The organism is Flaviramulus aquimarinus, from assembly GCF_039543205.1.
GTDB classification, from domain to species: Bacteria; Bacteroidota; Bacteroidia; order Flavobacteriales; family Flavobacteriaceae; genus Flaviramulus_B; species Flaviramulus_B aquimarinus.
In genome coordinates this window covers 485,206-510,783 of sequence record NZ_BAABJH010000002.1, presented here as the reverse complement: position 1 = coordinate 510,783, position 25,578 = coordinate 485,206, and the positions used below count along the sequence as shown (strand labels likewise).

Here is a 25,578-nt window from a genome sequence, read left to right as displayed (position 1 = left end):
AATGAAGACTGTATTTTACATACTATTGTTTTTTTTCAGCATAGGGTCATTTGCTCAAAATCAAGATTTGTTTGAAAAAGCAAATACCTTGTATAATGATGGAAAATATGCCGAAGCTATAGATATATATAATAGCATATTAGATAACGGGAATCATTCTGCAGATTTATATTATAATTTAGCTAATGCCCATTATAAATTAAATAATATAGCACCAAGTATTTATTTTTATGAAAAAGCATTGCAATTAGCCCCAAATGATTTCGATATAAAGAACAATATAGCATTTGCTAGAAATATGACTATAGATGCTATTGATGTTATTCCAGATGCAGGATTTTCTAAAGTATTAAAAACCACAGCAAATAAAATGTCTTTTGATAATTGGGCAAAAACGTCAGTTGGTTTAGTATTCTGTTTTGTTATTTTGTTTCTAATCTATTATTTCACCTATTCAACTATCAATAAAAGAATAGCGTTTATAGGTAGTTTAACAGCATTTGTATTAGTCTGCATAACTTTAGCTTTTGCATTTCATAAGTACAATTTAGATAAAAAAGACAACCCAGCTATTGTGTTTACACAAGAAAGCAAAGTAAAAAGTGATCCTAACAATAGGAGTGAAGAGTCTTTTAGGCTTCATGAAGGCACAAAAGTACAAGTAATTGAAACCTATAACGATTGGAAAAAAATAAAATTATCCGATGGAAAAACAGGTTGGGTTATTTCAGATGATATTAAATTATTGAATGCTTTTTGATTGTTTTTTAAGACAAAGCACTATATTTACAACTCTTATAAATTAAAATAAATGTCAAGAAAGTTAATTTCTATTTGTTTATCATTAATGTTTTTGGGTTTTTTAGCAGCACCAACAATAATTACTTTGGTAGATAATTCGATTGACATTTCTTTTTTTTATGCATCCTCAGAAGAAGAAGAGAAAGGAAATGAGAAAAACAAAGAAAAAGAACTCTTGTTTTTTGAATTAAGCCATACAGATTTAGACTTTGTGTTTTCTGAAGCAGAAAATAATTTAAGATATTATTCTAAAAACTATCCAAAGCCCCATTTAAATTTAATTTGCCCGCCTCCCGAGTTCAATACATTATAATTTAGTATTTATAGACTTTTAAAAGTCTAGATTCATTTTTAACAGCTTTTGGTAATTATATACACCAAGAGCAAAAATATTATTGTAATATGTTTAAAACTATTAAAAATGACTTGCCAGCGAGTATAGTCGTGTTTTTTGTTGCACTACCATTATGTTTAGGTATTGCTTTAGCAAGTGGAGCTCCACTTTTTTCAGGATTAATCGCAGGTATTGTTGGCGGTGTTGTTGTAGGATCCCTAAGTGGTTCCAAAATTGGTGTAAGTGGTCCTGCAGCAGGATTAGCAGCCATTGTATTAACCGCTATAGGTACCTTAGGCGGTTACCAAAACTTTTTATTAGCAGTTGTATTGGGAGGTGTTATCCAGATAATATTTGGGTATTTAAAAGCAGGTGTTATCGGTTATTACTTCCCTTCTTCAGTAATAAAAGGAATGCTTACAGGTATAGGTATTATTATTATTCTAAAGCAAATCCCTCACTTTTTTGGCTATGATGCAGATCCTGAAGGTGATTTCGCGTTCTTTCAAGTTGATGGAGAAAATACCTTTTCAGAAATAATAAATGCAGTAAACCATATTACCCCAGGTTCAGCTTTGATAGGTGTTATCGGTTTAGCTATTTTATTATTTTGGGATAAAGTACTATCGAAAAAAGGGAAATTTTTTCAATTAGTACAAGGGCCTTTAGTTGCAGTTGTAGTAGGTATAATTTTTTATGTGCTAACACAATCAAATGAAACACTTGGTATTAATCAATCACATTTAGTAAGTGTACCAATACCTGAAGATGCAGCATCATTCTTTGGTCAGTTTAGTTTTCCCAATTTTGGTGCGATATCAAATCCAGACATTTGGATCGTTGCTTTTACAATTGCTTTAGTAGCTAGTCTAGAAACACTATTATGTGTTGAAGCGACTGACAAATTAGATCCACATAAAAATGTAACACCAACAAACCGAGAGTTATTAGCTCAAGGTACAGGAAATATTATTTCCGGGATGATAGGAGGTTTGCCAATTACTCAGGTAATTGTTAGAAGTTCAGCTAATATACAATCCGGAGGACGCAGTAAAGCATCTGCCATTATTCACGGTTTCTTTTTATTAATTTCAGTGATATTAATTCCAAGATTGTTAAATATGATACCATTATCTGTTTTAGCAGCAATCTTATTCATAGTCGGATTTAAATTAGCTAAACCTTCATTATTTAAAAAAATGTATAATTTAGGTTGGAAGCAATCTATACCATTTTTTACAACTGTTTTGGGTATCGTATTTATCGATTTACTCTGGGGAATAGGTTTAGGACTAGTTGTGGGTATTGTGGTTATTTTATTAAAAAGTTACCAAAATTCTCATTTCCTTCATATTGAAGATAAGAGTAATGGAAAACATAAAATTAAAATGACGCTAGCCGAAGAGGTTACTTTTTTCAATAAAGGTGCTATTTTAAAAGAATTAGAGAGCTTGCCTAGAGATACTTACCTAGAGTTAAACCTTTTAAAAACTAGATATTTAGATAACGATATTATTGAAATTTTAGATGATTTTACTTTTAAAGCCAAAGAAAGGCATATAGATATTAAGTTAGTTTCTAAACGTGGTGTTGAAGAAAATCCATCAAGTTTCAAGGAGTTTTTTGATACAAGACCAAAATCAAAATTAAGTTTAAGTTAAAAAGAAAAAAGTCATGAAGACAAATAAATATAAAATATTAGTACTTTCAGATTTAAATAAAAATACAGATAGTATTTTAAAAAATACAGTTAGCTTATCAAAAATGATTGATGCAGAAATTGATTTCTTTCATGTAAAAAAACCTATAGATATTGTAGAGCGAGAAAGTCAATTATCTGCAATGAGAGTTATAAATAAAGAACAATTAGGAACAAAAAAGAAAATACAAGAGTTTCTAGACCCTTTTTCTAAAAGTTATGACGTAAACATAAATTTTACGTTTGCTTTTGGTAATATAAAACATGAAATAAAAGAACACATAAAAACAGTTAAACCAGATATTATTGTTTTAGGAAAAAGAAAAGCTAAGACTATGAGATTTATTGGAGATAATATTACGGATTTTGTTTTAAAAACACATAAAGGAGCTATAATGATAGCATCAAGTGAAAATGTTTTGGAACCTAAAAAGGAATTTAACTTAGGGCTATTTAATGGTAAAGTAGAATCCTTTAAAATGACCTTTGTAGAAAATTTAATAGCACAAACGCAAAAGCCTTTAAAATCATTTAACATTATAGAAAGTAATGCTCTTAATGAACAAAATAATACTCCTCTTACTGAAAAAACAGTAGATTATGTTTTTGATAAAAATGATAATGCTATTAAAAACTTATCAAATTATCTAGTTAAAAATAAGGTAAATTTATTATGTGTAAACAGAGGAAAAAGTAAAAAAAAATCTAAGGCTTTAAAGTCTGAGATTAATGATATAATAGATGAAGTTAACGTGTCTTTATTAATAACTGATAGTGAACAAAAACAGACTCATTAATAGATTAAATATGAAACCTTTAAAGTATAGTCTGTAATATTTTTAGTCTTGTTTTTTGCGTTTTTAGTGTCTAAATTAATTTAATAGCGTTTGTTAGTTTCTAATAAAAGAGGAGCTACAATTTTTGATTTTTTAAAATTTAAGTTAATTTAGAAAAAAGTTAAAAAGCATATATGAAAAACTTATTTTCAAATATAAAGGGGGATGCCTTTGGAGGAATTACAGCAGGCATTGTAGCATTGCCTCTGGCTTTAGCTTTTGGAGTGTCGTCTGGTTTAGGACCAACAGCTGGACTTTATGGTGCCATTTTTATAAGTTTTTTCGCAGCGCTTTTTGGTGGTACAAATACACAAATATCAGGACCAACAGCTCCAATGACTGCTGTAAGTATGGTTGTTATAGCTGGTATTATAGCCACAAATGATGGCGACGTTAATAAAGCTTTACCTGTTATTCTCACAGTATTTTTATTAGCAGGATTGATGCAAATTGGCTTAGGTGTTTTGGGCTTAGGTAAATATATAAGATACATTCCATATCCAGTAGTATCTGGTTTTATGACAGCTATTGGTGTTATTATTTTATTGACTCAAATTTTACCATCTCTGGGGTATTACCCAAAAGAAGATATGGAGTTTGTAAATACCTTTAAACCTCAAGCAGAGGAGGTTATTCTTGAGAATATTTTAAAAGAAGAAGCTGGAGAAGGCATTTTGGTTTTAGAAGATTTTAAAGAAACTATAAATCGTGCCCATGAGATTTCTCAAGATGCTATTTTAAAAGAATCACAAACTTTAGCAACAAAGGAGACTTCGGGAGCCTTAGGTGCTATAAAGGCCTTTCCTAAGGCTTTACAGAATATTAATTGGTTAGAGTTAATTTTAGCTTTAGGAACAATCTTTATTATCTATGGTTTTAAGAGGATTACTAAGGCCATTCCTAGTACTTTAGTAGCATTAGTAGTGATGTCAGGAATAGCAGTTGGATTCGGATTAAATTATAGACCCATTGAGGAAATTCCAAGTGGATTGCCTATTCCAAATTTAGAGATTATCACTGGTTTTAATTTAAGTAGTATTACACCTTACATATTTACGGCACTAACTTTAGCGCTTTTAGGGGCCATAGATTCCTTACTTACCAGTGTGGTAGCAGATAACATGACTAAAACAAAACATAAACCAAACAAGGAACTTGTCGGACAAGGTATTGGTAATAGTATTGCTGCTGTCTTTGGAGGCATTCCAGGAGCAGGAGCAACAATAAGAACCGTAGTAAATATTACTTCGGGAGGAAAAACAAAATTATCAGGAATGATTGCTGGGATTATGCTATTAGTGATTCTTTTAGGTTTAGGACCAGTAGCATCCCAAATTCCAGCAGCTGTATTAGCTGGAATATTAATTACAGTAGGTATTGGCGTTATGGATTACAAAGGCTTGAAAGCTATACCAACACTTCCAAAAGATATTAAACTTGGACCATTAAAAATGAGTTCTGAAGTGTTGATTATGCTAATTGTATTACTACTTTCTACATTTTGGAACTTAGTTTACGCTGTAGGAATAGGTTTAATCATTGCCTCTTTAATGTTTATGAAAAAGATTGGAGATTTAACTGCAGAGCGGTCTGATGTTAAACCACTTAAAGAAGAGGCTTGGGCCGATGAGTGGGAGTTTCCTTCAAACTTAAAAGAAGAGGTCTTTATTAAACATATAAAAGGGCCATTGTTTTTTGGGTCTACTAGTGATTTTCAACAACTCGCAGCACAAATACCAGATACCGCAAAAACAGTTATTTTAAGACTTGGGCGTATGCAGTACATGGATCAATCGGGTCTATATGCGATGGAAGATATGCTTCAAGATTTAAAGAAGAATGATGATGTAGAGGTGTTATTTGTTGGATTGTTAAAACAACCACGTTATATGATGGAGCGTATTGACATTATTCCAGATTTTGTACCTAATGAACATATATTTAAAACCTTCCACGATTGTATGGTATGGATAAATGAAAACATAAAAGACGAATATTAATAACAATATAATTATTATGAAAAACATAGCAATTACAAAAGATGAACAAACGAACCTATTGCCTTTAAATGTCTTAGATGATTTATTAGAAGGAAATAAAAGGTTTGTAAACGGAAATATGCAAACAGTTGATAATTCAGCCTTAGTAAATCAGACTACAGGAGGGCAATTCCCAAAAGCGGTTGTGTTATCATGTATTGATTCTAGGGTTCCGGTAGAAACTGTTTTAGATCAAGCCATTGGCGATATTTTTGTAGCGAGAGTAGCTGGTAATTTTGAAAATACAGATATCTTAGGAAGCTTAGAATACTCATGCAAGGTTGCCGGTAGTAAGTTAATTTTAGTGTTAGGTCACGAAAGCTGTGGAGCAGTAAAAGCCGCTTGCGATGGTGTAGAATTAGGTAACATTACAGATATGTTGGCAAATATTTTACCAGCAGTAAAACAAAGTTCTAATGAAGTAGATGGGGATTTAAACTCAACAAATAAAGCTTTTGTTGCTAAAACAGTTGAGAACAATGTAAAGCTAACTATAGAGCGTATTAGAGAGCGTAGCCCTATCCTAAAAGACATGGAAGATGCTGGAGATATTCAAATCGTGGGAGGTGTTTATATGTTATCTACAGGAAAAGTAGAAATGCTTTAAAAATAAACGTATTTATTAAATATCAAGCCACTTTTTAGTGGCTTTTTTTATGTCTCATTTGTTTTTACAGAAGAATCATCTTCTTCAGAATTTAGTAGATTTGGAAAAATCATTGGGACTAAAGATTTCACAGGCTTATAAAGTATAGATTCCTGTTTTGTATCATCCTCTAAAAGTGAGATGGTATTATTCAGTTTATCAAAAACATTTAAAACCACACTTAAAATCAAAGCAATTTTTAATGCGCCAAAAACGCTTCCAGCAAGCTTATTTATAATGCCTAAAGCAGCAAAATCAGCTAATTTTGTTAATGCTTTACCTGCAAGTCCAATGGCTAAAACAATAATTACAAAAGTTATGGCAAAAGCTGTAATGTTAATGGTTTTCTCATTCCATTCCGTTTTAGTTTGTAAAAAATCGGCAGCAAAATCGCTAAAATGGATAGCACCATAAACTCCGGCAACCAATGCAACTAAAGAAGCCACTTCAACAAAAAGTCCTTTCATAAGTCCACGTACCAGTCCAAATAGAATCGAAGCTCCTAAAACAATATCAATAATGCCCATATACTTAACAATTTCAACAAATATAAAATAATAGTCACAATATGGTTTATTAACTTTGCAACTTTAAAATTATTATGTCTAGAGACGAACAATTAAAAGAACGATGGAAGATGATAGTACAAAAACTATCCAACCAATTTGCTGATGGAGACCCATTAGACCTTGATGCTATTATTTATCTTATTGGTGTACAGGAACTAGGTCAATTAGAGAGAGCTTTTAAAAAAGACCAGAAACTAGACCTTATGCATATTGCCATTTGCAAATTGCTAACACCTTATGGTTACTATGAACTTGATTTTGTTGATGATGAGGGTTGGCCACATTACAAAACACTAGAAGTCTTACCTCATTTAAAAGCTGGAGAACAGAGTGTTTTAATGAAAGAAGCCATCGTAAACTACTTTTTGGAGACGGAGTATATAATGTAGTTTTTATACCATTAATAATATCTACAAAATTATCATAATAGGTCTTTTTGTTTAGTATGAATAGTATATATTCGCGCCTCAATTTTTTACAAATGATAATAAAAAAAAGAATATTATTTTTTAGCATCTTAATACTTTTCATAAATGCTTGTAGTAGTGATGATGATTCGCAATCAATCGATCCTTTAATAGGGACTTGGACTTTTTACAAAAGTTTTGATAATGATGTAGAAGTTCCTTCTGAATTCTGTGATTTAAAAGAGACACTTATTGTAAATCCTGATGGGACCTCCAGTTTTACCGTGTATACTAATGATTCTGGCGATATTTGTAAAATTTTAGATTCGGGCATAGGTACATGGGTGAATAATAGAAATGGTTCATATTTGTTTATATTTGAAGCCGTTAGGTCTATTCTTGTAATAACTTTTGAAGACGATACATTTTATTTTGAAGAGATAGTAGGTACAAATACTTATAGAGAAGTTTATATAAGAAATTAAGTTTAACTAACATATATTTTAAGAGGCTTTTAGTTAAGGGCCCTATTATAAACATAATTTATTAAATTTGCGATCATTTTGTAATAGATCATGATAGATAAAATAAACCAACTTATAGCTGAAGCTGAAGCATTCAAAGCGCAATCTAAGGAAGAAGTCGAAGCATTCCGTATAAAATATTTAGGTAAAAAAGGATTGTTAAATGATTTTTTTGCTGAATTTAAAAATGTAGCAAACGACCAGAAAAAAGAATTTGGTCAAACCATAAATAAGCTTAAAAAAACAGCTGAAGAAAAGGTAAATACTCTTAAAGCTGAGTTAGAAAGCAATGAAGAGGTGAGAGGTGTTTATGGCGATTTATCACGTCCAGGAATTCCTATTCAAATAGGAGCACGCCACCCAGTTTCTATAGTAAAAAATCAAATTATTGATATTTTTTCGCGTATAGGATTTAATGTTAGTGAAGGCCCAGAAATAGAAGATGATTGGCACAATTTTACAGCCTTAAACTTGCCAGAATATCATCCTGCACGCGATATGCAGGATACGTTTTTTATACAAACTAATCCGGATATTTTATTGCGTACACATACCAGTTCTGTGCAAGTCCGTTATATGGAAAATAATAAACCACCCATTCGTACTATTTCACCTGGTAGAGTTTATAGAAATGAAGCCATTTCGGCACGTTCACATTGTTTTTTTCATCAAGTTGAAGGTTTATATATTGATAAAGGTGTAAGCTTTTCAGATTTAAAACAAACCCTTCAACATTTTACAACAGAAATGTTTGGCAAGAGCAAAATTCGATTACGACCATCATATTTCCCATTTACAGAACCTAGTGCAGAGGTTGATGTGTATTGGGGATTAGAAACCGAAATTGATTACCGTATTACTAAAGGTACAGGTTGGTTAGAAATTATGGGTTGCGGTATGGTAGACCCTAATGTTCTTGAAAATTGCGGTATCGACTCCAAAGAATATTCTGGTTTTGCATTTGGTATGGGTATAGACCGTATTGCTATGTTGTTACACCAAATAGGCGATATTCGGTTGTTAAGTGAAAATGATGTTAGGTTTTTAGAGCAGTTTAAATCTGCTTTGTAAATAAATTTGTTCTCCCACACTTGATATGGGATCCAGTTTTAACTTCAATTGAAAAAGGTTTTCTGTCTTTTCAGGAATGACAAACTATGAAAAAAGATATCCAAATTCCAAAAGTAGAAGGTGTTTACATTGCCATAGTAAACGAATATAACCATATTTATAAAAGCCAAGATTGGAACGCTTACATCATTAATGATAAGGATGTTGATTTAGATATGATTCTTATTGTTACCAGTGGCTATTCTGAAAACAAAATAACTTCGGTTTTTAGAAAAAAATTAGACAAACTTCCTAAAAAAAGCTATGCCAAGGTAGAATTGATGCAAGAAGGGTTATTTGCACTCAATAACACATTTAAAGTAAGCTTTTTTGAAGGTAACCAAATGTTTGATAAAACGTATTTGTTTAGAAAAAATACGATTAACTTAAAAGCTTTACAGGATTTACCTTTAATGGAAGTAAAAGGAGTTTTGGTGAAATAGCAAAATTCTTTGAAAAACGGACAACTAATTCAACTTATCTGTTAGTTTCTTAAACACTTTTTTAGGGTTTTTGTTTTCGTATAAAATCTCGTAAACCGCATTTATAATAGGGATTTGAGCTTTTTTGGCATTCTTTTCATGAAGTAAATGGGCGCTTTTAGTAGCATAATACCCTTCGGCAACCATACTCATTTCCATTTGTGCAGATTTTACGGTATACCCTTTACCAATCATATTTCCAAACATACGATTACGTGAAAACACCGAATATCCTGTTACCAATAAATCGCCTAAATATGCCGAATTATTAATATTGCGTTTCATTTTATGTCGTTTCTTAATAAAACGTTTCATCTCTCGAATAGCATTACTCATAAGGACACTCTGAAAATTATCGCCATAACCTAAACCATGTGCTATACCAGCAGCAATAGCATAAATATTTTTAAGCATTACGGCATATTCTACACCAATAATATCATCGCTTATTTTGGTTTTTATATAATCGCTAGATAAGGTATTGGCAATAGTTTTGGCTTTTTTGGCATCAGAGCATGAAATAGTTAAATATGATAAACGTTCCAAAGCCACTTCTTCTGCATGGCAAGGTCCTGCTATAACGGCTATATTATCGTAAGGTACTTTGTGGATTTCGTGAAAATGCTCGCCTACTAAAAGCCCAGTTTCAGGCATAATCCCTTTAACAGCAGATACAATGGTTTTATTTGAAATATCAATGTTTAGTTTTTCTAATTCACTATGAATAAAAGCAGAAGGAATAACAAATATTAAAACATCGGCATAATTAGCAATCTCATTAATATCATTACTTATTTTCAATTGCTCCAAATGAAACTCAACCGAACTTAAATAATTAGGATTGTGCTGTTCTTTTAATAAATGTTCTTTAGTATAAACACTGCGCATATACCAACCAATTTCATCTAAATTTTCGCAAAGCATTTTTACTATTGCTGTTGCCCAACTTCCTGCACCAAAAACCGCGTACTTTAAAGGTTTGTCCATATATAAATCATGTTTACTATTTCAAAAATAAGCAAAATATTAATCAATACTAAGACAATAAAATATTGACTGTATCTTTTTTGGCACGTGTTTTGAATTCCAATAATCAAGAACCCTAAAATGTTTGGATTATGAAGACGATAAAAATACTTTTAAGCTTTGCACTTACAGCAACTCTTTTTACTTCTTGTTATACAGAAGTGGCCGTTAATGATTTTGATGAACCATCAATTTCATTAAATCAATTGTTAAACGATTATGAGCTGTGGTATATAGATATTAATACTACCCAGGGTTTTGGAGAAACCCCTTTTTTACAAAAGGCGTTTACTATTTCATTTATTAATGGTGTGGTGTATGCCAACAATAATATAGCGGGATTAGGCGCTAATGGTAATGGTTTTGGTATTGATGTAGGGGAGTATGATGCTTACGATATGATTTTAGATGTACGTCATGATATTGACGGGTTTGAAACATTTGATGTCTTTCAAGTAGATAGCAATACTATTGAATTGTATAACCCCAATAACGACACCTCGTATTTTTTAGATGGTTACCAACGTCGTAATTTTGATTATGACTTTGTATTCTATGATAATATCCACTATTTTCTACAGGAATATGAAGCTTGGGAAAAAACCTATACCAGTGATTTTGGGGCGCTTAATGAATTTGATAACGAGAATTATTTACAGTTTCTAGCCGGTGGAAACGATTCGACGTTTAGAAGCTCTCAGGATGTAAATGGTACAAATATAAACAATCTTATATGGCATTATACAGGAATTTATGGTATAGGAGATGTAAATGGAAATACGCATTTAAAAACTTTAACATTAGATTATGATTTGTTAGGCAATGAATATTTTGAATTGAGCGTTATAAATGACAGTAAGATAGAATTATTCCACCCTGCATCCGAAACGGTTTATGAATTTGAAGGTATAGGTTACATTCAGTATTTAAAAACAGGAGATACAAAAGGAAAAGCAAAAGTTTTAAAAGATAAAAAACGAAAGTTTAGAAAAGATAAAGTAGCAAACCCAAGAGAAAACATGAGGGTTTAATAAAAATTTTGGTTGGTTATTTAGTTTAGAAACCGCTTAAAGCACTTCGCTTTAGGTGGTTTCTTTTTTTGTAAAATATTGTATGTGACTAATTTATATGTTTGGTGTCTTAAAAGTATAAATCGTTAAACAGAAAATAAAACAGGACTATTTCCATTCATAAAAAATGTGGGAGCTAAAGTGATATATTAGAAAAAATTGCAAAAACATATTATGGGAATGCTATGAAATACCACGTTGTTTTTGAAGCTAATAAGCCTATGCTTACTTATCCGGATAAGATTTGTCCAGAGGAAGTATTAAGAAACCCAGTTTTAGATTAGAACTTAATTATAGTAAGTATGTTCAAAGCCAACTTTTTAAGTTGGCTTTTTTTATGAATTCAATTCTTAGTCCATGCTTCAACATTACTGGATTTTTCTTTTAAAGAAAAACCTTGATCAGTTAAGAGGGCATAACATTCTTGAAGCTCTTTTTTAGTGAGCATATTAGGCAGTACATGTGTTTCCCATATAACGAGTCGAATATTGGAACTTTTTAAATCAAAAGACCTAAAAAATTCTAATTCGCCACCTTCAATATCCATGACTAAAACCGTAAATGGAAAATATTGATTAATGATATCATCCAATGACTTTCCGGGAATTGTTACTTTTTTATGCCCACTTAGGGTACTAGAGCTTAAAAAAGCTTTTCCTCCAATGTAAAATTCAACTTCTGAAGATTTTGAGATAATACAAGTTTCTATGTTAAATAAACCATTATTGGTGGTTTTATTTTCATATAAATAGTCATGCATTTGTGGGTTAGGCTCAATGGAAACTTGTTTTGTTTTGTCTGATAAAATTTCATTAATTGTTAATGCAACGACTCCAATACAAGCCCCTAATTCTAAAACGGAATCGTTAGGCTTGATATATTTGGTTATTAGTTTTCTTTCATGTAATTCATATTTGCCAAAAATCAAATACCCACGTTCCCAATTAGCCATTAATTTTGGATACTTTATTTTAAAACCACCTTGCTTAATAGGAATGTTTAAGAGTTTTATCAGCCACCCTATAAGGCTAAGTATGGGTTTTAAATAGTCTATCATAATATTTTAGAGGGAAGTTTGTTATCTTAAAATTTAAATATACCATTTTTAAGCTTAGTAATATACTAATATAACTTTAACAACAGATTTATGTAATATTCGAAATTAGTTTTTAATGAACTTACTAAACCTTATTGAAGCTGTATGTCCTTGACCATGTAGTAGACGCTCCAGGTTTAACAAAAATATCAAAAAACAATTCAGGGCTAATAACGTGTTTCCAGCCCCAAAGGTTTACTTTTTTAGTTTTAAAACTACCCGTTTCACTAATCGTAATATCGTTGTTTAGGTTTGTTAATTCCCATTTTGAATGAATGTTATTATTACCAGCTAGATTACTAAAAAAGAATTGGGCATTAGGAGTGCCATTAAATGTAATATCCCTTTGTCCAATATCAACCTTTTGTTCTGGATTTACAGTATCGTTAAAACATTCTGGTTTTAATTCAAATGGAAATTTTAATACGTAGTTACATCCTATTAAATCGTTGTTTATGGCTGTGAAATTATGAACATATTCACTAGATATAATATCTTTTTCACCTGTATTTAGCAAGTTGTATATAATGGTAAAATCATTTTCATGTAATTGAATTTCTTTTTTTAAAATATAAGCATATCCATTTACAGATTCAGATGTGCAAGTCATTACTATGCTATTTAAATCAGAAGTGATTTTAAATTTGGCAGGTTTAATGTCATAATTTTTGCTAAACAGATAGTTGTCATCTTCTTTTTTTAATAAACCAACGCCTATTTTATGAAACCAATCTCCTATTTCAGTTTCATCAAAGCCGAAAGCATTATCAATACCAAATTCATTGTAAAACCCTTTTCCAAAATGATTTTCATTTTCACAGACTTTGCTCTCTATACTTGATACTAAAATGTCTTTAAATTTTACCTCAACTATTTTTCCTGTCCAGTCAAATCTTGAAAAATTATAGTTTTCATCTGGAAGATCTATACGAACTTCTAAATTTTTATTTTTAAGTATATGTGGCATAATTAATTTTAAAAGTGAAGTGTTAAAAAATAGTTATTTGTAAAAATTCATTTCATCTAGATATTCCCATACATGCTGAGGTAACATAGGTTGTACATTTTTACCAGCTTTAATGGACTTTCTAATAAATGTAGAAGAAAGTTGCATTATTGGAGCATTAACAAGATGTATTTTTTTGTGCCCATCAAATTGTGTTTTATCCTGATGGTTATCGGGATTGTGCTTCGAAATTCTAGGGTACACGTAAATATGATGGTTTTCAAGAATAACGTCATGGTTTTTCCACTTATGGAAGCTCTTTAGGTTATCCTCACCCATTATTAAAGCAAATTCATAATAAGGATATTTTTCTTGTAAATATGCAAGTGTGTTTACAGTGTAATTAGGTTGTGATAAATTAAATTCAATATCGCTTGGTTTTAACTTGGTATAATCTTTAGTGGCACGATATACCATTTCTAAACGCTGATAGTTATCCAATAAGCTACTTTTCTTTTTAAAGGGGTTATGTGGTGTGACCACAAACCAAACCTGATCTAAATCACTGTATTCAGCCAAATGGTTAGCAATAACCAAATGCCCAATATGGATGGGATTAAATGAGCCAAAATACAAACCGATTTTCATCCTTTTAAAGTCTAAGAATTTATAAAACTACTAACCTGTTTTTTTGCTTCAACAAGTGCCTTTTCTAAGTTGTCATTTACAATAATAGTGTCGAACAAAGGTGCCGTAGCTAGTTCCGCCGATGCTTTTGCAACCCGCATATTAATTTTATCTTCGCTTTCAGTTTTACGCTTTTTTAAACGAATTTTTAGCTCGTCTATACTTGGGGGTTTTACAAATACGGCTAGTGTTTGCTCTGGGAATTTACGTTTTATACGTAGTCCTCCAGAAACATCTATATCAAAAATTACATTTTTCCCTTTTGCCCAAATGCGTTCAACTTCAGTTTTTAATGTGCCGTAAAAATTATCACGGTATACTTCTTCCCATTCTAAAAATTCATCGTTTTTGATTTTATTTTTGAATGCCTTGGCAGATAAAAAATAATAATCCTGTCCATCTATTTCTTTACCACGTTTGGTTCTAGAGGTAGCTGATATAGAAAACTCTAAATTCAAATCGTCTATACCTAATAAATGTCTTACAATGGTAGTTTTTCCTGAGCCTGATGGCGCTGAGAACACGATGAGTTTACCCTGTTTTTTATTTTTTTGATTCAATATAATATGTTGTTATTTAAGACACTTCGACTAAACTCAGTGCGATATTTTAAACTTTATTTATCTGTTATCTAGACTCTTTCTGCTGTTTTATTTTAAAGAACATTCAATAATTGTTCCTTAATTTTTTCTAGCTCATCTTTCATTTGAACGACCAATTGTTGCATAGGCGCATAATTACTTTTAGAACCAATGGTGTTTATTTCCCTTCCTATTTCCTGACTGATAAAACCAAGTTTTTTTCCATTTGAATCTTTAGAGTTTATGGACTCTGTAAAATAATTTAAATGGTTTTTTAAACGTACTTTTTCTTCAGTAATATCAAACTTTTCAATATAGTATACCAGCTCTTGTTCAAATCTATTTTCGTCGTGTTTTTCTCTTAATTCTTGAACGCCTTTTAGTAATCGTTCTCTAACACCTTCAACACGCTCAGGATCCATGGCTATGACTTGCTCAAGGATGTTACTAATGGTTCTAACACGGTTATTGAAATCTTCTTCTAGAACTTTGCCTTCATCTAATCTATGATTGATTAAATCGGCAATAGCTGTTTTTATTTCTGCTTCAATAGTTTTCCATTCCCCCTCGTCAATCTCTTCACGAACGGTATTCAAAGCATCAGGAAAACGGACCGCCATTTTTAGGAAATCAATATCATCACCATCCACTACATGTTTTAATTGTTCAATATATTGTTTAACTACAGGTGTGTTTATTTGTGTAGAGGTATCTTCGGCAGTAGCTTCTACATAAATAGAAAAATCTACTTTTCCTCGCACTAATTTATCGGCAAGAATCTTTCTTATAGCTAATTCCTTTTCCCTATAAATAGAAGGCATTCTAGCATTTAAATCTAAATTTTTACTATTAAGTGATTTAAGCTCTATAGTTATTTTTTTTGTGGGCAATTGCAAAACAGATTTTCCATAACCTGTCATTGAATAAATCATAAACGATTGTTTTAAGTAATGCAAAGGTAATTAAAACCTAATGTATAGAAAATAGATATATGATATGTTAAAAAAATACTTTAAATGTGTGGAATAGGGGATTAAATAAATACTTTTACGGAAATAATTTTTTAAATAGCATTAATGGGTTATATAAAATATATAGGTTCTGCAATTATTTGGGTCTTGGTTATTTTGTCTTGCAAAGACAAAAAATCTGAAGTCAAGATTACTGAAGAGGTCGTTGATGAAACTGAAATAAATCAAGGTATTTCTCAAAAAGTTAAGGATAGTCTTATTGCTAACCCCCCATATGGCATGGTATGGGTTCCTGCAGGCTCTTTTTTGCAAGGTGCGGTGCCTCAAGATAACATGGCAATGAACCATGAAAAGCCACAACACTCAGTTTCTGTAGATGGGTTTTTTATGGATATTACTGAGATAACAAATGTTGAGTTTTCAAAATTTGTAGAAGAAACGAACTATATAACGGTTGCAGAACGTGCTATAGATTGGGAAGACATAAAAAAACAACTTCCTGAAGGCTCTGCTAAACCACATGATAGTATTATGCAACCTGGATCATTACTATTTAAAAAAACAAAGTCTTCAGTTCCTAATTTATATGATTTTTCGCAATGGTGGCAATGGTCTATTGGTGTAAATTGGAGGCACCCAAGTGGTACTGAAAGTACTTTAGAGGGGAAAGCATATTATCCTGTAGTCCATATTTGTTATGAAGATGCTCAAGCCTATTGCAAATGGGCAGGAAAACGTTTGCCAACGGAAGCAGAATGGGAATATGCTGCTAGAGGAAAAAAAACGAGCACTATTTATTTTTGGGGTGATGATAGGTCTAAACTTTCAAAAATGGTTAATAGTTGGGAAGGAGAGTTTCCTGTAAATAATACTTTAGAGGATGGTTTTGAAAGAACTGCCCCTGTAAAAACCTATCCGCCAAACGATTTTGGTTTGTATGATATGGCTGGTAATGTTTGGGAGTTTACCTCCGATTGGTATAATGTTAATTATTATCAGAAATTAGCAGCAAATAAAACCTTGGTTATTAATCCGCAAGGTGCCGACAAGGCCTATAACCCTAATCAGCCTTATTTGCAAGAAAAAGTCATAAAAGGTGGGTCTTTTTTATGTAGTGATTCATATTGTGCTAGTTATAGAATATCTTCTAGAATGGGAACAAGTTTAGACTCTTCGGCTGAACATGTTGGGTTTAGAACTGTGGTTACACTAGATATGTTAGTCAATTAAAATTAGTTTTTAATGATCGTTCGTTTTGTTTGAATAGTTTCAGAATCAAATACTGTTTTTTCAAAAAACTGTAATATGATATCTAATTGGTCAAAAGGGATTTGGTGTAACTCATGACCACCGCCGAGAACCTTATTGAAATAATAAGAAACGCCAAGGTCATCTAATTTTTTAGAAATAGTATGAGAACCATCTAATAATAAATACCCTGGGCTTTCTGGACTACAATAATGATGAGGTGCACTACCATATGGCACGGCAGTATCGTCAGAACCATGAAATAAAACGGTCGGGATTGCATTCGTTTTGGTAATGTATTCTGCGTTTACCAGAGCCCCGGAAAAAGCTAGGACACCTGCAAACTTAATGTTGGTGTATTTTGCTAAATCATCAATAAAAAAGGGTTTTAAGTATACAGCGTTTAAAATACCTTCGGCACCAGCGCTACTACCTCCAGCAATAACTTTTGTAAGGTCTATTTGGAGTTGGTGGTTATGGTTGAAAATAAATTTAGCGGCATCTAAATAATCGATGGTAGCTTGTTTAAACGTTTCTAATTTATCTGCTTTAGGGCAATCGCAGCCAAAACCTGTTTCAGTACCTTTCCGTAATAAGCGATAAGACATTGAAATGCCTATATAACCTTTACGCGAAACATATTTCATTAGTTTTACCTCGTCAGAACTATCTCTTTTTCCACTAGAAAAACTACCTGCATGCATCCAAAGAATAGCAGGTAAGCGTTCCTTTTTCTTAATTTTTCTAGGGGTATATACATCTAGCTTTAAAGAGTCTAAGCCTTTTATAGCATAAGTATAGGTTGTTTTTTTTTGAGAAAACATAAAGTAACTTATACAAAAGAAGAAAACGAGAAGCTTATATTTCATAAAATTGATTTCAACAAATCTAATAAATTTTAGAATAGTTAAATGTTTTGTCATAGAAGACGTATAATAATAAAGTTAGTTTTTATTCAGTTATGTTGTATTGATGAGTTTAGTTTTAGATGCAATTAATATAAGAACCTTCAAACCTTTTTCTGTTGGAGGTTTTATTTGTATGGTCTCATATCATAAAGAATTAAAACAGGCATCTATAAATCGCAAAAAGGTTAAAGTTGATGTGCAAATCAATAAAACACCCCCCCTTTTATTAACGGATTTATACCCTTATACAAATATCGATTATGTTTATAATTGAATTTTAATTAAACTTCAATATTGACTTTTGAAACAGAAACCGTTAAATCTTAATTTTAAATATATATCTTCAATAAATTTAAAAGTAACACCTATTTTATTGTAACAATTTGTAATGAGGCTATTAAACACAATATGTATTTGTTTTATGTGCGCTTTTTTTGGCGCAATACATTGTTCTGCTCAAACACAAGTCATTTTTAATAAACTAAATCAATCTAAAGGACTTTCAAGTAATAGAGTTACTGGTATTATAAAAGAAAAGGATGGATTTGCTTGGATAGGAACAGAGAATGGATTGAATAGGTTTGATGGGAAACAATTCAAGATTTATAATAGTCAGAATAGTTCCATTAGTTCAAATAATATAAGCGATGTGCTATTGGATAGTAAAGGCAGAATTTGGGTTGCAACCTTAGGTGGAGGTTTGAATTTATACGATAATTTAATTGATGACTTTGTCGTTTTTAAAAACGATTCCAAAGATTTAACCTCGCTACCTTCAAATCAATTATATAAACTTTTTGAAGACTCAAATGGAAATTTATGGATTGGCTCCGAAAATGGATTATGCCTCTTTGTCGAAGCATCAAATTTATTTATCACCTATCATCAACAAAATAATGATAATAATACTAGTCAAAATATAGTAACCAGTATTTATGAAGATACTCAAGGGGATTTATGGATAGGTAGATTTGGAGGCGGATTGAATAAATTTTCAATGGCAACAAAAATGTTTAAATATATCGAATCTGATACTTCTATTTTTAACGACTTTGTTCATACCATTTCTCAACTTAATGAAGATGTATTATTGGTAGGAACTAGTGGTAGTGGTTTACTAAGGTTTGATTTCAAGACACATAAATTTGAAAATTTTTTTAAAAAATCAAATAAATTAAGTAAAGAATTAACCATAGTACGTTCACTATATATTGATAAAAAAAAGGATTTATGGATAGGGACCGATGGAAATGGCATCGTAAAGATTGAAAATCCCAACAGTTTAAACCCAGAAATATACAATTTTACTCATAGGTCCCAATTAGATTCTTCTTTGTCAGGAAATGCTGTTTATGATATCATAGAAGATAACCAATCTAATATATGGGTAGGTACAGCATGGAATGGGATTAATATATTACCACAAAAAAATAATTTTGAATTGATACCAAGTGATATTCTGGGGTTAAATCCAATTCCAGTATTATCTATCTTTAAAAATAAAAAAGACTTGTATTTAGGTCTAGATGGTAAAGGTTTAACACTACTTAATACAGAATCAAATGTAGTAAGCCAATTTAATAAAGCCTTTAATAACTCTATTGGAGGTGATTACATTCAATGTATATATGAGAGTAAAGACAAAACCCTTTGGATGGGAACTTATGCAAACGGTATTATTAAGTTTAACCCAAGAACAAAATCAGTTATACAATATAAACATGAAGCAGATAATCACAAATCATTAAGTTTTAACGATGTAAGGAGTATTATTGAAGATGATAAACGTAATTTATGGCTAGCTTCATGGGGTGGTGGTCTTAATTATTTCGATACAAGTAGTAATGAATTTACCGCTTTTCGGGAAAATAAAAAAGACACAACATCAATAAGTAGTGATAATATAGTTACAATGATTAAAGATGGAAAAACCCTATGGCTGGGTACCTATGGCGGGGGAATTAATCTTTTTAATACAGAAACCAAAAAAGCAACACGTTTAAAAAATCTTGATAAAAACCATAATTCAATTGATAGTGATAATATTTTGAGCTTACTGAAAGATTCAAAAGGAAACATTTGGATTGGAGATTCTGAAGGAGGAATCAATCGTTTTGATTTTGAAACAAAAATGTTTAACCGTTTTGAAACTAATAATGAGTTAAATAACCAATCTGAAGTAGCACTTATAGAAGATGATAATGGAAATATATGGTTTAGTACAGAAAAAGGTGTTGGGAAATATGATTATGATATTAATGATTTTATAAGTTTTCCAAATTTTGCAGGATCATATCGAATAAATGCAGTGTTTAAGGATGAAGCTGGGCTATTGTATTTTGGGCGTTCTGATGGGGTTTTACGTTTTAACCCAAAAAATATTTTATATGAGAATATACAGCCACAGGTAAAAATAACAAATTTTAAACTGTTTAATAAAGATTTGCCAATAGGTAAAAGCGAAATCCTAACCAAGAATATCAATTTAACAAATCATATCACTTTAGAGCATGATTCAAACGTATTAACCTTTGAATTTGCGGCATTACAATTTCCATTTTCAGATAGATGTGAATATGCCATCCAAATGGAAGGATTCGACAAAGATTGGAGAAATATAGGAACAGATCGTACAGCGACCTATACAAATCTGTCACCAGGACATTATAACTTTAAAGTAAGAAGTAAAGAAGCTGGTAGCAAATGGGGAGATGATTTTACTTCAATGAATATTTATATTCAAAAGCCATTTTGGTTGGAATGGTGGGCCATTGTAATATACATTTTATTCACATTATTTATTTTATACCTTTTTAGAAAGTATACCGTGGCATGGGAACAGTTAAAAACAAATTTAAAATTAGAAAAACTCACTCATGAGAAGGACATAGAGCTATACAACTTTAAGCAACAATTTTTTACAAACATATCCCATGATATCCGAACACCAGTAACTTTAATTTTAGGCTCAATAAACAGAGTGTTACGTGGAAAAGATGAGGTAAATGAGGACCTATCCAACGCCATAGAAACCATTAAAAAGAATGGTAATAAATTAGTGAATTTAGTTAATGAATTACTAGACCATAGGAAGCTTGAATTTGATAAAGTGGAGTTACATATAGTTCATGGAAACTTAGTGGAATTCTGCGAAGAAATCTATCTGTCTTTTAAAGAGATGGCATTAGAAAAAGGAATTGAATTTATTTTTAAGACAAACACAGATGAAGTCTTAGTTTGGTTTGATAAAAATCAGTTAGAAAAAGTACTGTATAACCTGTTATCAAATTCATTTAAATTCACAAAAGCTTCTGGTACTATTGAATTTTTTCTTTTTGAGAAAGAAGCTGTTGTAGAGATTCATATTAAAGACAAAGGTATAGGGATATCTAAAAGTCAACTTGATAAAATTTTTAATCGTTTTTACCAAACAAAAAGCGAGACGGAGACTAATGGATTTGGACTTGGTTTATCCATTTCAAAAGAAATAATTGATATGCATCAAGGCGAAATAGTTGTAGATAGCATAAAGGGTAAAGGCACAGAATTTATCATTAAATTAAAAAAAGGTGAAAACCATTTTACTCAAAAACAAATTAATGGAGATGAAACCAATAATGGATTTTTAACCAATTATTTTACAGAAGAAACCAAAGAACATCAAACAAATAAGGAATTAACTATTAAAAATGGGAATGATAACACTAAAAACCCAACCCTTTTAATTGTTGAGGATAATGAGGATATCCGTGATTATATTGTTGGTATTTTGGCAAATGAATATACAATCATTGAAGCTTCAAATGGAGAGGAAGCATTACAATTGGTTTTTGATAACCCTTTAGATCTCATTATAAGTGATGTCATGATGCCCATAATGGATGGCATAACCTTAACAAAAGTATTGAAAACAAACATACGTACAAGTCATATCCCCATTTTATTGCTAACGGCACGTGCTTCGTTTACTCATAAAATTGAAGGGTTTGAAATTGGGGCAGATGATTATATAACAAAACCATTTAATGAATTATTGTTAAGAAGTAGAATTAAAAACATATTAAAAAACAGGAATTTATTACATGAAAAATTTTGGATGAAAGAACTTATACCAATAAGTGAATTGAACCTTAACAAGTCCGACGAAGCGTTCATGTCCAAACTAATGAAGATTTTAGAAGAAAATTTAAACTCATCTGAACTCAATGTAAATTTTGTTTGTAATGAACTAGGGATGAGCCATTCGGTAGTCTATAAAAAAATCAAAAGCTTAACCAATATGAGTTATGTGGAATTTGTTCGAGACTTCAAACTAAAAACGGCAAAAAAACTAATTGAAGAACAGCATTTTTCAGTGTTAGATGCCAGTTATCATGTTGGCTATTCCGATAGAAAATATTTTAGTAAATTATTTAAAAACCATTTTGGTAAAGTGCCTTCAGAATACCTTAATAAAAACAAGTAATTTTATTTGAATCTGGGTGTTAAATCTAAAAACGAAAACACCCCCCCTTATTAAAAGAATTATTGTCCCTAAAGTTTTCTGTATAAATCTTTACTTGCAACGTATTGTGCTCTGCCGAAGAGCAAAAACAAATCATTGTAAAGATTGATTTTAAACTAAACTAAAACTAAACTAGTATGAATGAAAAACAATTAAGAATTAAACAGCTTATGCTCTATAGATTAAGTTGTTTTACGCTTTTTTATTTAATCCCATTTTTGTTTTTTGGACAAAGCATATCAGGTGTTGTAACAGATGAATCTAATGAGCCCCTACCTGGAGCAACCGTATTATTAAAAGGCACCTCACTGGGAACAATTACTGATTTCGATGGTCAATTTAACTTAGATACATCATCAATTTATGGAGGCATAATTGTGGTGTCATATATTGGTTATATTTCTCAAGAAGTTCAATTTAATAATCAAAATACCATAACGATTGTCCTCGTAGAAGATGTGAGTACATTAGATGAAGTCGTTATAATTGGATACGGAACACAAAAAAAGAAAGATTTAACAGGTTCAGTTGCTACAGTAAGTGCTAAAGATTTTCAAAACGTGCCAGTAACGAACGTAGAGGGCTTAATAGCCAATAAATTACCTGGAGTTCAAATAACACCCTCTAGTGGTAGACCAGGAGCAGGGAGTTCTATTTTAATTCGAGGCGGTTCTTCATTAAGTGCAACTAATAACCCTTTGTTTATTATTGATGGCGTACCTATTGAAGGCTCTAATAATGGCCCTGGTATTCTAAGTCAATTAAATCCAAATGACATAGAAAGCTTTACGGTATTAAAAGACGCATCGGCTTCTGCTATTTACGGATCGAGAGCATCTAATGGTGTTGTTATTATTACAACTAAAAAAGGGAGTTTAAACGATTTTCAAGTTAATATATCCTCAAATACAAGGGTTTCAACGATTATACAAAATGCTTCAATATTAACAGCAGATCAATATAGGTCGGTTGTCAATGATATAGGAACAAGTAGAACACCGCTTGGTGAGGCAAGTACGAATTGGCAAGATGAGGTTTTTCAAATAGCATTTGCTCAAGAACATAATATTAGCATAAGTGGAGCAATTAATTCATTGCCATATCGAGCGTCTGTGGGATATCTTGAACAAGATGGAAATTTAAAAACAGGGAAATACAAAAGGGTTACCGCTTTGTTAAATTTAAGTCCAAAGTTTTTTGATGATCATTTAAAAATAAATTTAAATTTAAAAGGCTCATTTGAAGATGACCGTATCGCTAATGAAAATGCCATTTGGACTGCCTCAGCCTTTGACCCTACACAGCCTGTATATGTAGAAGATCAAACCTACGGCGGCTATTTTCAATACACCCAATTTGCAGATAATCCAGCCATAGCCTTAACGAATCCCGTAAGTATGTTAGAGCAACGTAGGCAAACCAATCAAAATAAAAGAAGTGTAGGTAATATTCAGTTAGACTATTCATTACACTTTTTACCAGATTTACATGTTAATGTAAATGCAGGGTATGATATTTCTCAAGGAACCTATACAGATGAAGTGCAACCAAATTATTTTCCAAACGATCTGTCTGGTGGGTATATTTATTACGCAAACCCTTCTCGTGAAGTTAAGAACTTATTGCTCGAATCTTACCTGTTTTACAGCAAAGAAGTAGAATCTATAAAAAGTAAATTTGACGTAACTGCAGGATATTCCTATAATGATTTTTTAACAACCAACTATTTTTATCCAACATACCGCGCAGATACTGGTGCTCAGTTCCCAAATAGTGACCCTCCATTTCTTTTCGATAAACCAAGTAATGCCATAATCTCTTTTTATGGTCGTCTTAATTATAGTTTTAATAACAAATATTTATTAACCGCATCCTTACGTCGTGATGGGTCTTCTAGGTTTTCAGAAGATAATCGATGGGGAACATTCCCATCAGTTGCATTGGCATGGAAAATAAAAGAGGAACGTTTTTTTAAGAACAGTAAATCTTTATCAAATCTTAAATTGAGGTTAAGTTATGGTGTTACAGGGCAACAAGATGGAATAGCAAATTACTATTACCAAACAGGTTATAATACAGGCAATTTGAGTAATCAATATACTTTTGGCGATACACCTTATACAACGGTTACACCTCAAGCTTTTAATCCAGATCTTAAATGGGAACAAACAGAATCTCTTAATATCGGATTGGATTTTGGATTTATAAATAACAGAATATCAGGAAGTATTGATCTTTACAAGAAAGACACTAAGGACTTATTAAATTTAACAACTGTTCCTTTAGGCGTTAATTTTAATAATCAATTGCTTCTTAATATTGGAACGATGGAAAATAAAGGTGTGGAGTTTAATTTAAATACTATACTGGTGCAAAAGGATAATGTGTCTTGGAACATAAATTTCAATGCTACTTATAATGAAAACACAATAACTAAGTTAACCAACGGTAATGATTCAGGAGTTGGTTTATTTAGTGATGCCACATTGGTAAATACAGTTGGTTACCCACGTAATACATTTTATCTATATCATCAAGTCTATGATGCAAATGGTATGCCCATAGAAGGACAAATGTTGGATGTTAATAATGATGGTATGATAAATGCTCAGGATAGATACATAACCAATAAATCGACCTTACCAAAATACCTATTAGGTTTCAGTTCGAGTTTTGAATATAAAAAGTGGAGTTTCAGCACCTCATTTCATGCCAATTTAGACCACTATTTATTTTTTCAACCCTACAATAGCACGGTTGCTATTACAGATTTTCAAGTGTCACAAAATTTAAATACCCTTTATTACGACACTCTTTTTAATTTTAATGATGAAGCTCAGCGATACAGTGATTTTTATTTACAAAACGCTTCTTTTTTGAGAATGGATAACCTAAACATAGGGTATGATTTTGGGAAGACACTGGCAAATTCCAAGCTTGCTATGAGTTTGAATTTTTCCATTCAGAATGTTTTTACAATAACTAATTATAAGGGTATTGATCCTGAAGCTATTAGTGGTAGTGAAAATGGATACCCAGTACCAAGAGTTTATGCCTTAGGTGTAAACCTGAATTTTTAAAAAAAATAAAATAA

The 25,578-nt window shown here is 31.4% G+C and carries 22 protein-coding genes and 1 pseudogene; 15 read left to right on the top strand and 8 right to left on the bottom strand.

Features of this window, described 5'->3' with window-relative positions; translation table 11 throughout:
• Position 1: 1 nt before the first annotated feature.
• The 6 genes from ABD941_RS10580 (at position 2) to ABD941_RS10555 (ending at position 6,316) form a co-directional block, all read left to right on the top strand.
• On the top strand, positions 2-760 hold the full coding sequence (locus ABD941_RS10580; RefSeq protein WP_345274102.1) for a tetratricopeptide repeat protein: 759 nt from the start codon (positions 2-4) through the stop codon (positions 758-760).
• A gap of 51 nt (positions 761-811) precedes the next feature.
• Positions 812-1,114: a hypothetical protein gene (locus ABD941_RS10575; protein ID WP_345274101.1), complete on the top strand. Its 303-nt coding sequence runs from the start codon at positions 812-814 to the stop codon at positions 1,112-1,114.
• Positions 1,115-1,203: 89 nt separating this feature from the next.
• Positions 1,204-2,796 carry a SulP family inorganic anion transporter gene (locus ABD941_RS10570; protein WP_345274100.1) on the top strand — a complete coding sequence of 531 codons (1,593 nt, stop codon included), beginning with the start codon at positions 1,204-1,206 and terminating at the stop codon, positions 2,794-2,796.
• A 13-nt stretch (positions 2,797-2,809) separates the two neighbouring features.
• Positions 2,810-3,631 (top strand): universal stress protein, encoded by an 822-nt coding sequence (locus ABD941_RS10565; protein WP_345274099.1) that lies wholly within the window; start codon positions 2,810-2,812, stop codon positions 3,629-3,631.
• Positions 3,632-3,804: 173 nt separating this feature from the next.
• Positions 3,805-5,670, top strand: coding sequence for a SulP family inorganic anion transporter (locus ABD941_RS10560; protein WP_345274098.1), 1,866 nt, complete (start codon positions 3,805-3,807; stop codon positions 5,668-5,670).
• 16 nt (positions 5,671-5,686) lie between these two features.
• Positions 5,687-6,316: a carbonic anhydrase family protein gene (locus tag ABD941_RS10555; RefSeq protein ID WP_345274097.1), complete on the top strand. Its 630-nt coding sequence runs from the start codon at positions 5,687-5,689 to the stop codon at positions 6,314-6,316.
• Between the two features lie 47 nt (positions 6,317-6,363).
• Here the strand turns inward: ABD941_RS10555 and ABD941_RS10550 are convergent, their stop codons facing one another.
• Complete coding sequence (locus ABD941_RS10550) at positions 6,364-6,882, bottom strand: CvpA family protein (RefSeq protein ID WP_345274096.1); 519 nt, start codon at positions 6,880-6,882, stop codon at positions 6,364-6,366.
• A gap of 74 nt (positions 6,883-6,956) precedes the next feature.
• On the opposite strand from ABD941_RS10550, the gene ABD941_RS10545 reads away from it, so the two are divergent.
• The 4 genes from ABD941_RS10545 (at position 6,957) to ABD941_RS10530 (ending at position 9,408) form a co-directional block, all read left to right on the top strand.
• On the top strand, positions 6,957-7,313 hold the full coding sequence (locus tag ABD941_RS10545) for a hypothetical protein (protein WP_345274095.1): 357 nt from the start codon (positions 6,957-6,959) through the stop codon (positions 7,311-7,313).
• Between the two features lie 92 nt (positions 7,314-7,405).
• Positions 7,406-7,816: a lipocalin-like domain-containing protein gene (locus ABD941_RS10540; protein WP_345274094.1), complete on the top strand. Its 411-nt coding sequence runs from the start codon at positions 7,406-7,408 to the stop codon at positions 7,814-7,816.
• A gap of 90 nt (positions 7,817-7,906) precedes the next feature.
• Complete coding sequence (pheS, locus tag ABD941_RS10535; protein ID WP_345274093.1) at positions 7,907-8,926, top strand: phenylalanine--tRNA ligase subunit alpha; 1,020 nt, start codon at positions 7,907-7,909, stop codon at positions 8,924-8,926.
• 86 nt (positions 8,927-9,012) lie between these two features.
• Positions 9,013-9,408, top strand: a complete 396-nt coding sequence (locus ABD941_RS10530; RefSeq protein WP_345274092.1) for a hypothetical protein — start codon at positions 9,013-9,015, stop codon at positions 9,406-9,408.
• Positions 9,409-9,432: 24 nt separating this feature from the next.
• On the opposite strand, the gene ABD941_RS10525 is transcribed toward ABD941_RS10530, so the two are convergent.
• Positions 9,433-10,434: an NAD(P)H-dependent glycerol-3-phosphate dehydrogenase gene (locus ABD941_RS10525; protein WP_345274091.1), complete on the bottom strand. Its 1,002-nt coding sequence runs from the start codon at positions 10,432-10,434 to the stop codon at positions 9,433-9,435.
• A gap of 131 nt (positions 10,435-10,565) precedes the next feature.
• On the opposite strand from ABD941_RS10525, the gene ABD941_RS10520 reads away from it, so the two are divergent.
• On the top strand, positions 10,566-11,504 hold the full coding sequence (locus ABD941_RS10520) for a nicotinic acid mononucleotide adenyltransferase (RefSeq protein WP_345274090.1): 939 nt from the start codon (positions 10,566-10,568) through the stop codon (positions 11,502-11,504).
• 182 nt (positions 11,505-11,686) lie between these two features.
• Positions 11,687-11,827, top strand: a pseudogene (locus ABD941_RS10515) (peptidoglycan-binding protein LysM); the annotation flags it as partial.
• A gap of 59 nt (positions 11,828-11,886) precedes the next feature.
• On the opposite strand, the gene ABD941_RS10510 reads toward ABD941_RS10515, so the two are convergent.
• From ABD941_RS10510 to ABD941_RS10490, 5 genes are all read right to left on the bottom strand, one after another.
• Positions 11,887-12,600 (bottom strand): FkbM family methyltransferase, encoded by a 714-nt coding sequence (locus ABD941_RS10510; protein ID WP_345274089.1) that lies wholly within the window; start codon positions 12,598-12,600, stop codon positions 11,887-11,889.
• 124 nt (positions 12,601-12,724) lie between these two features.
• Positions 12,725-13,606 carry a hypothetical protein gene (locus ABD941_RS10505; RefSeq protein ID WP_345274088.1) on the bottom strand — a complete coding sequence of 294 codons (882 nt, stop codon included), beginning with the start codon at positions 13,604-13,606 and terminating at the stop codon, positions 12,725-12,727.
• A gap of 33 nt (positions 13,607-13,639) precedes the next feature.
• Positions 13,640-14,233, bottom strand: coding sequence for a nicotinate (nicotinamide) nucleotide adenylyltransferase (nadD, locus tag ABD941_RS10500; protein WP_345274087.1), 594 nt, complete (start codon positions 14,231-14,233; stop codon positions 13,640-13,642).
• Between the two features lie 11 nt (positions 14,234-14,244).
• Positions 14,245-14,835 (bottom strand): guanylate kinase, encoded by a 591-nt coding sequence (gene gmk, locus ABD941_RS10495; RefSeq protein ID WP_345274120.1) that lies wholly within the window; start codon positions 14,833-14,835, stop codon positions 14,245-14,247.
• A gap of 92 nt (positions 14,836-14,927) precedes the next feature.
• Positions 14,928-15,785 (bottom strand): YicC/YloC family endoribonuclease, encoded by an 858-nt coding sequence (locus ABD941_RS10490; protein WP_345274086.1) that lies wholly within the window; start codon positions 15,783-15,785, stop codon positions 14,928-14,930.
• A gap of 144 nt (positions 15,786-15,929) precedes the next feature.
• On the opposite strand from ABD941_RS10490, the gene ABD941_RS10485 reads away from it, so the two are divergent.
• Positions 15,930-17,054 carry an SUMF1/EgtB/PvdO family nonheme iron enzyme gene (locus ABD941_RS10485; protein ID WP_345274085.1) on the top strand — a complete coding sequence of 375 codons (1,125 nt, stop codon included), beginning with the start codon at positions 15,930-15,932 and terminating at the stop codon, positions 17,052-17,054.
• A gap of 2 nt (positions 17,055-17,056) precedes the next feature.
• On the opposite strand, the gene ABD941_RS10480 is transcribed toward ABD941_RS10485, so the two are convergent.
• Positions 17,057-17,941, bottom strand: a complete 885-nt coding sequence (locus ABD941_RS10480; protein ID WP_345274084.1) for an alpha/beta hydrolase — start codon at positions 17,939-17,941, stop codon at positions 17,057-17,059.
• A gap of 460 nt (positions 17,942-18,401) precedes the next feature.
• Here ABD941_RS10480 and ABD941_RS10475 point away from each other — a divergent pair, with 460 nt between their 5' ends.
• Together ABD941_RS10475 and ABD941_RS10470 are read left to right on the top strand one after the other, a co-directional pair.
• Positions 18,402-22,445: a hybrid sensor histidine kinase/response regulator transcription factor gene (locus ABD941_RS10475; protein WP_345274083.1), complete on the top strand. Its 4,044-nt coding sequence runs from the start codon at positions 18,402-18,404 to the stop codon at positions 22,443-22,445.
• Between the two features lie 176 nt (positions 22,446-22,621).
• Positions 22,622-25,564, top strand: a complete 2,943-nt coding sequence (locus ABD941_RS10470; RefSeq protein ID WP_345274082.1) for a SusC/RagA family TonB-linked outer membrane protein — start codon at positions 22,622-22,624, stop codon at positions 25,562-25,564.
• Positions 25,565-25,578: the final 14 nt, after the last annotated feature.

What these genes read in the sequence shown, in the direction of transcription:
- ABD941_RS10550 (WP_345274096.1), bottom strand. Translation starts at nt 6,882, where the DNA reads ATGGGCATTATTGATATTGTTTTAGGAGCTTCGATTCTATTTGGACTG.
- ABD941_RS10525 (WP_345274091.1), bottom strand. Translation starts at nt 10,434, where the DNA reads ATGGACAAACCTTTAAAGTACGCGGTTTTTGGTGCAGGAAGTTGGGCA.
- ABD941_RS10520 (WP_345274090.1), top strand. Translation starts at nt 10,566, where the DNA reads ATGAAGACGATAAAAATACTTTTAAGCTTTGCACTTACAGCAACTCTT.
- ABD941_RS10505 (WP_345274088.1), bottom strand. Translation starts at nt 13,606, where the DNA reads ATGCCACATATACTTAAAAATAAAAATTTAGAAGTTCGTATAGATCTT.
- ABD941_RS10570 (WP_345274100.1), top strand. Translation starts at nt 1,204, where the DNA reads ATGTTTAAAACTATTAAAAATGACTTGCCAGCGAGTATAGTCGTGTTT.
- ABD941_RS10545 (WP_345274095.1), top strand. Translation starts at nt 6,957, where the DNA reads ATGTCTAGAGACGAACAATTAAAAGAACGATGGAAGATGATAGTACAA.
- ABD941_RS10575 (WP_345274101.1), top strand. Translation starts at nt 812, where the DNA reads ATGTCAAGAAAGTTAATTTCTATTTGTTTATCATTAATGTTTTTGGGT.
- ABD941_RS10560 (WP_345274098.1), top strand. Translation starts at nt 3,805, where the DNA reads ATGAAAAACTTATTTTCAAATATAAAGGGGGATGCCTTTGGAGGAATT.
- ABD941_RS10530 (WP_345274092.1), top strand. Translation starts at nt 9,013, where the DNA reads ATGAAAAAAGATATCCAAATTCCAAAAGTAGAAGGTGTTTACATTGCC.
- pheS (WP_345274093.1), top strand. Translation starts at nt 7,907, where the DNA reads ATGATAGATAAAATAAACCAACTTATAGCTGAAGCTGAAGCATTCAAA.
- ABD941_RS10565 (WP_345274099.1), top strand. Translation starts at nt 2,810, where the DNA reads ATGAAGACAAATAAATATAAAATATTAGTACTTTCAGATTTAAATAAA.
- ABD941_RS10540 (WP_345274094.1), top strand. Translation starts at nt 7,406, where the DNA reads ATGATAATAAAAAAAAGAATATTATTTTTTAGCATCTTAATACTTTTC.
- ABD941_RS10485 (WP_345274085.1), top strand. Translation starts at nt 15,930, where the DNA reads ATGGGTTATATAAAATATATAGGTTCTGCAATTATTTGGGTCTTGGTT.
- ABD941_RS10580 (WP_345274102.1), top strand. Translation starts at nt 2, where the DNA reads ATGAAGACTGTATTTTACATACTATTGTTTTTTTTCAGCATAGGGTCA.
- nadD (WP_345274087.1), bottom strand. Translation starts at nt 14,233, where the DNA reads ATGAAAATCGGTTTGTATTTTGGCTCATTTAATCCCATCCATATTGGG.
- ABD941_RS10555 (WP_345274097.1), top strand. Translation starts at nt 5,687, where the DNA reads ATGAAAAACATAGCAATTACAAAAGATGAACAAACGAACCTATTGCCT.
- ABD941_RS10475 (WP_345274083.1), top strand. Translation starts at nt 18,402, where the DNA reads ATGTGCGCTTTTTTTGGCGCAATACATTGTTCTGCTCAAACACAAGTC.
- ABD941_RS10480 (WP_345274084.1), bottom strand. Translation starts at nt 17,941, where the DNA reads ATGAAATATAAGCTTCTCGTTTTCTTCTTTTGTATAAGTTACTTTATG.
- ABD941_RS10510 (WP_345274089.1), bottom strand. Translation starts at nt 12,600, where the DNA reads ATGATAGACTATTTAAAACCCATACTTAGCCTTATAGGGTGGCTGATA.
- ABD941_RS10490 (WP_345274086.1), bottom strand. Translation starts at nt 15,785, where the DNA reads ATGATTTATTCAATGACAGGTTATGGAAAATCTGTTTTGCAATTGCCC.
- ABD941_RS10470 (WP_345274082.1), top strand. Translation starts at nt 22,622, where the DNA reads ATGAATGAAAAACAATTAAGAATTAAACAGCTTATGCTCTATAGATTA.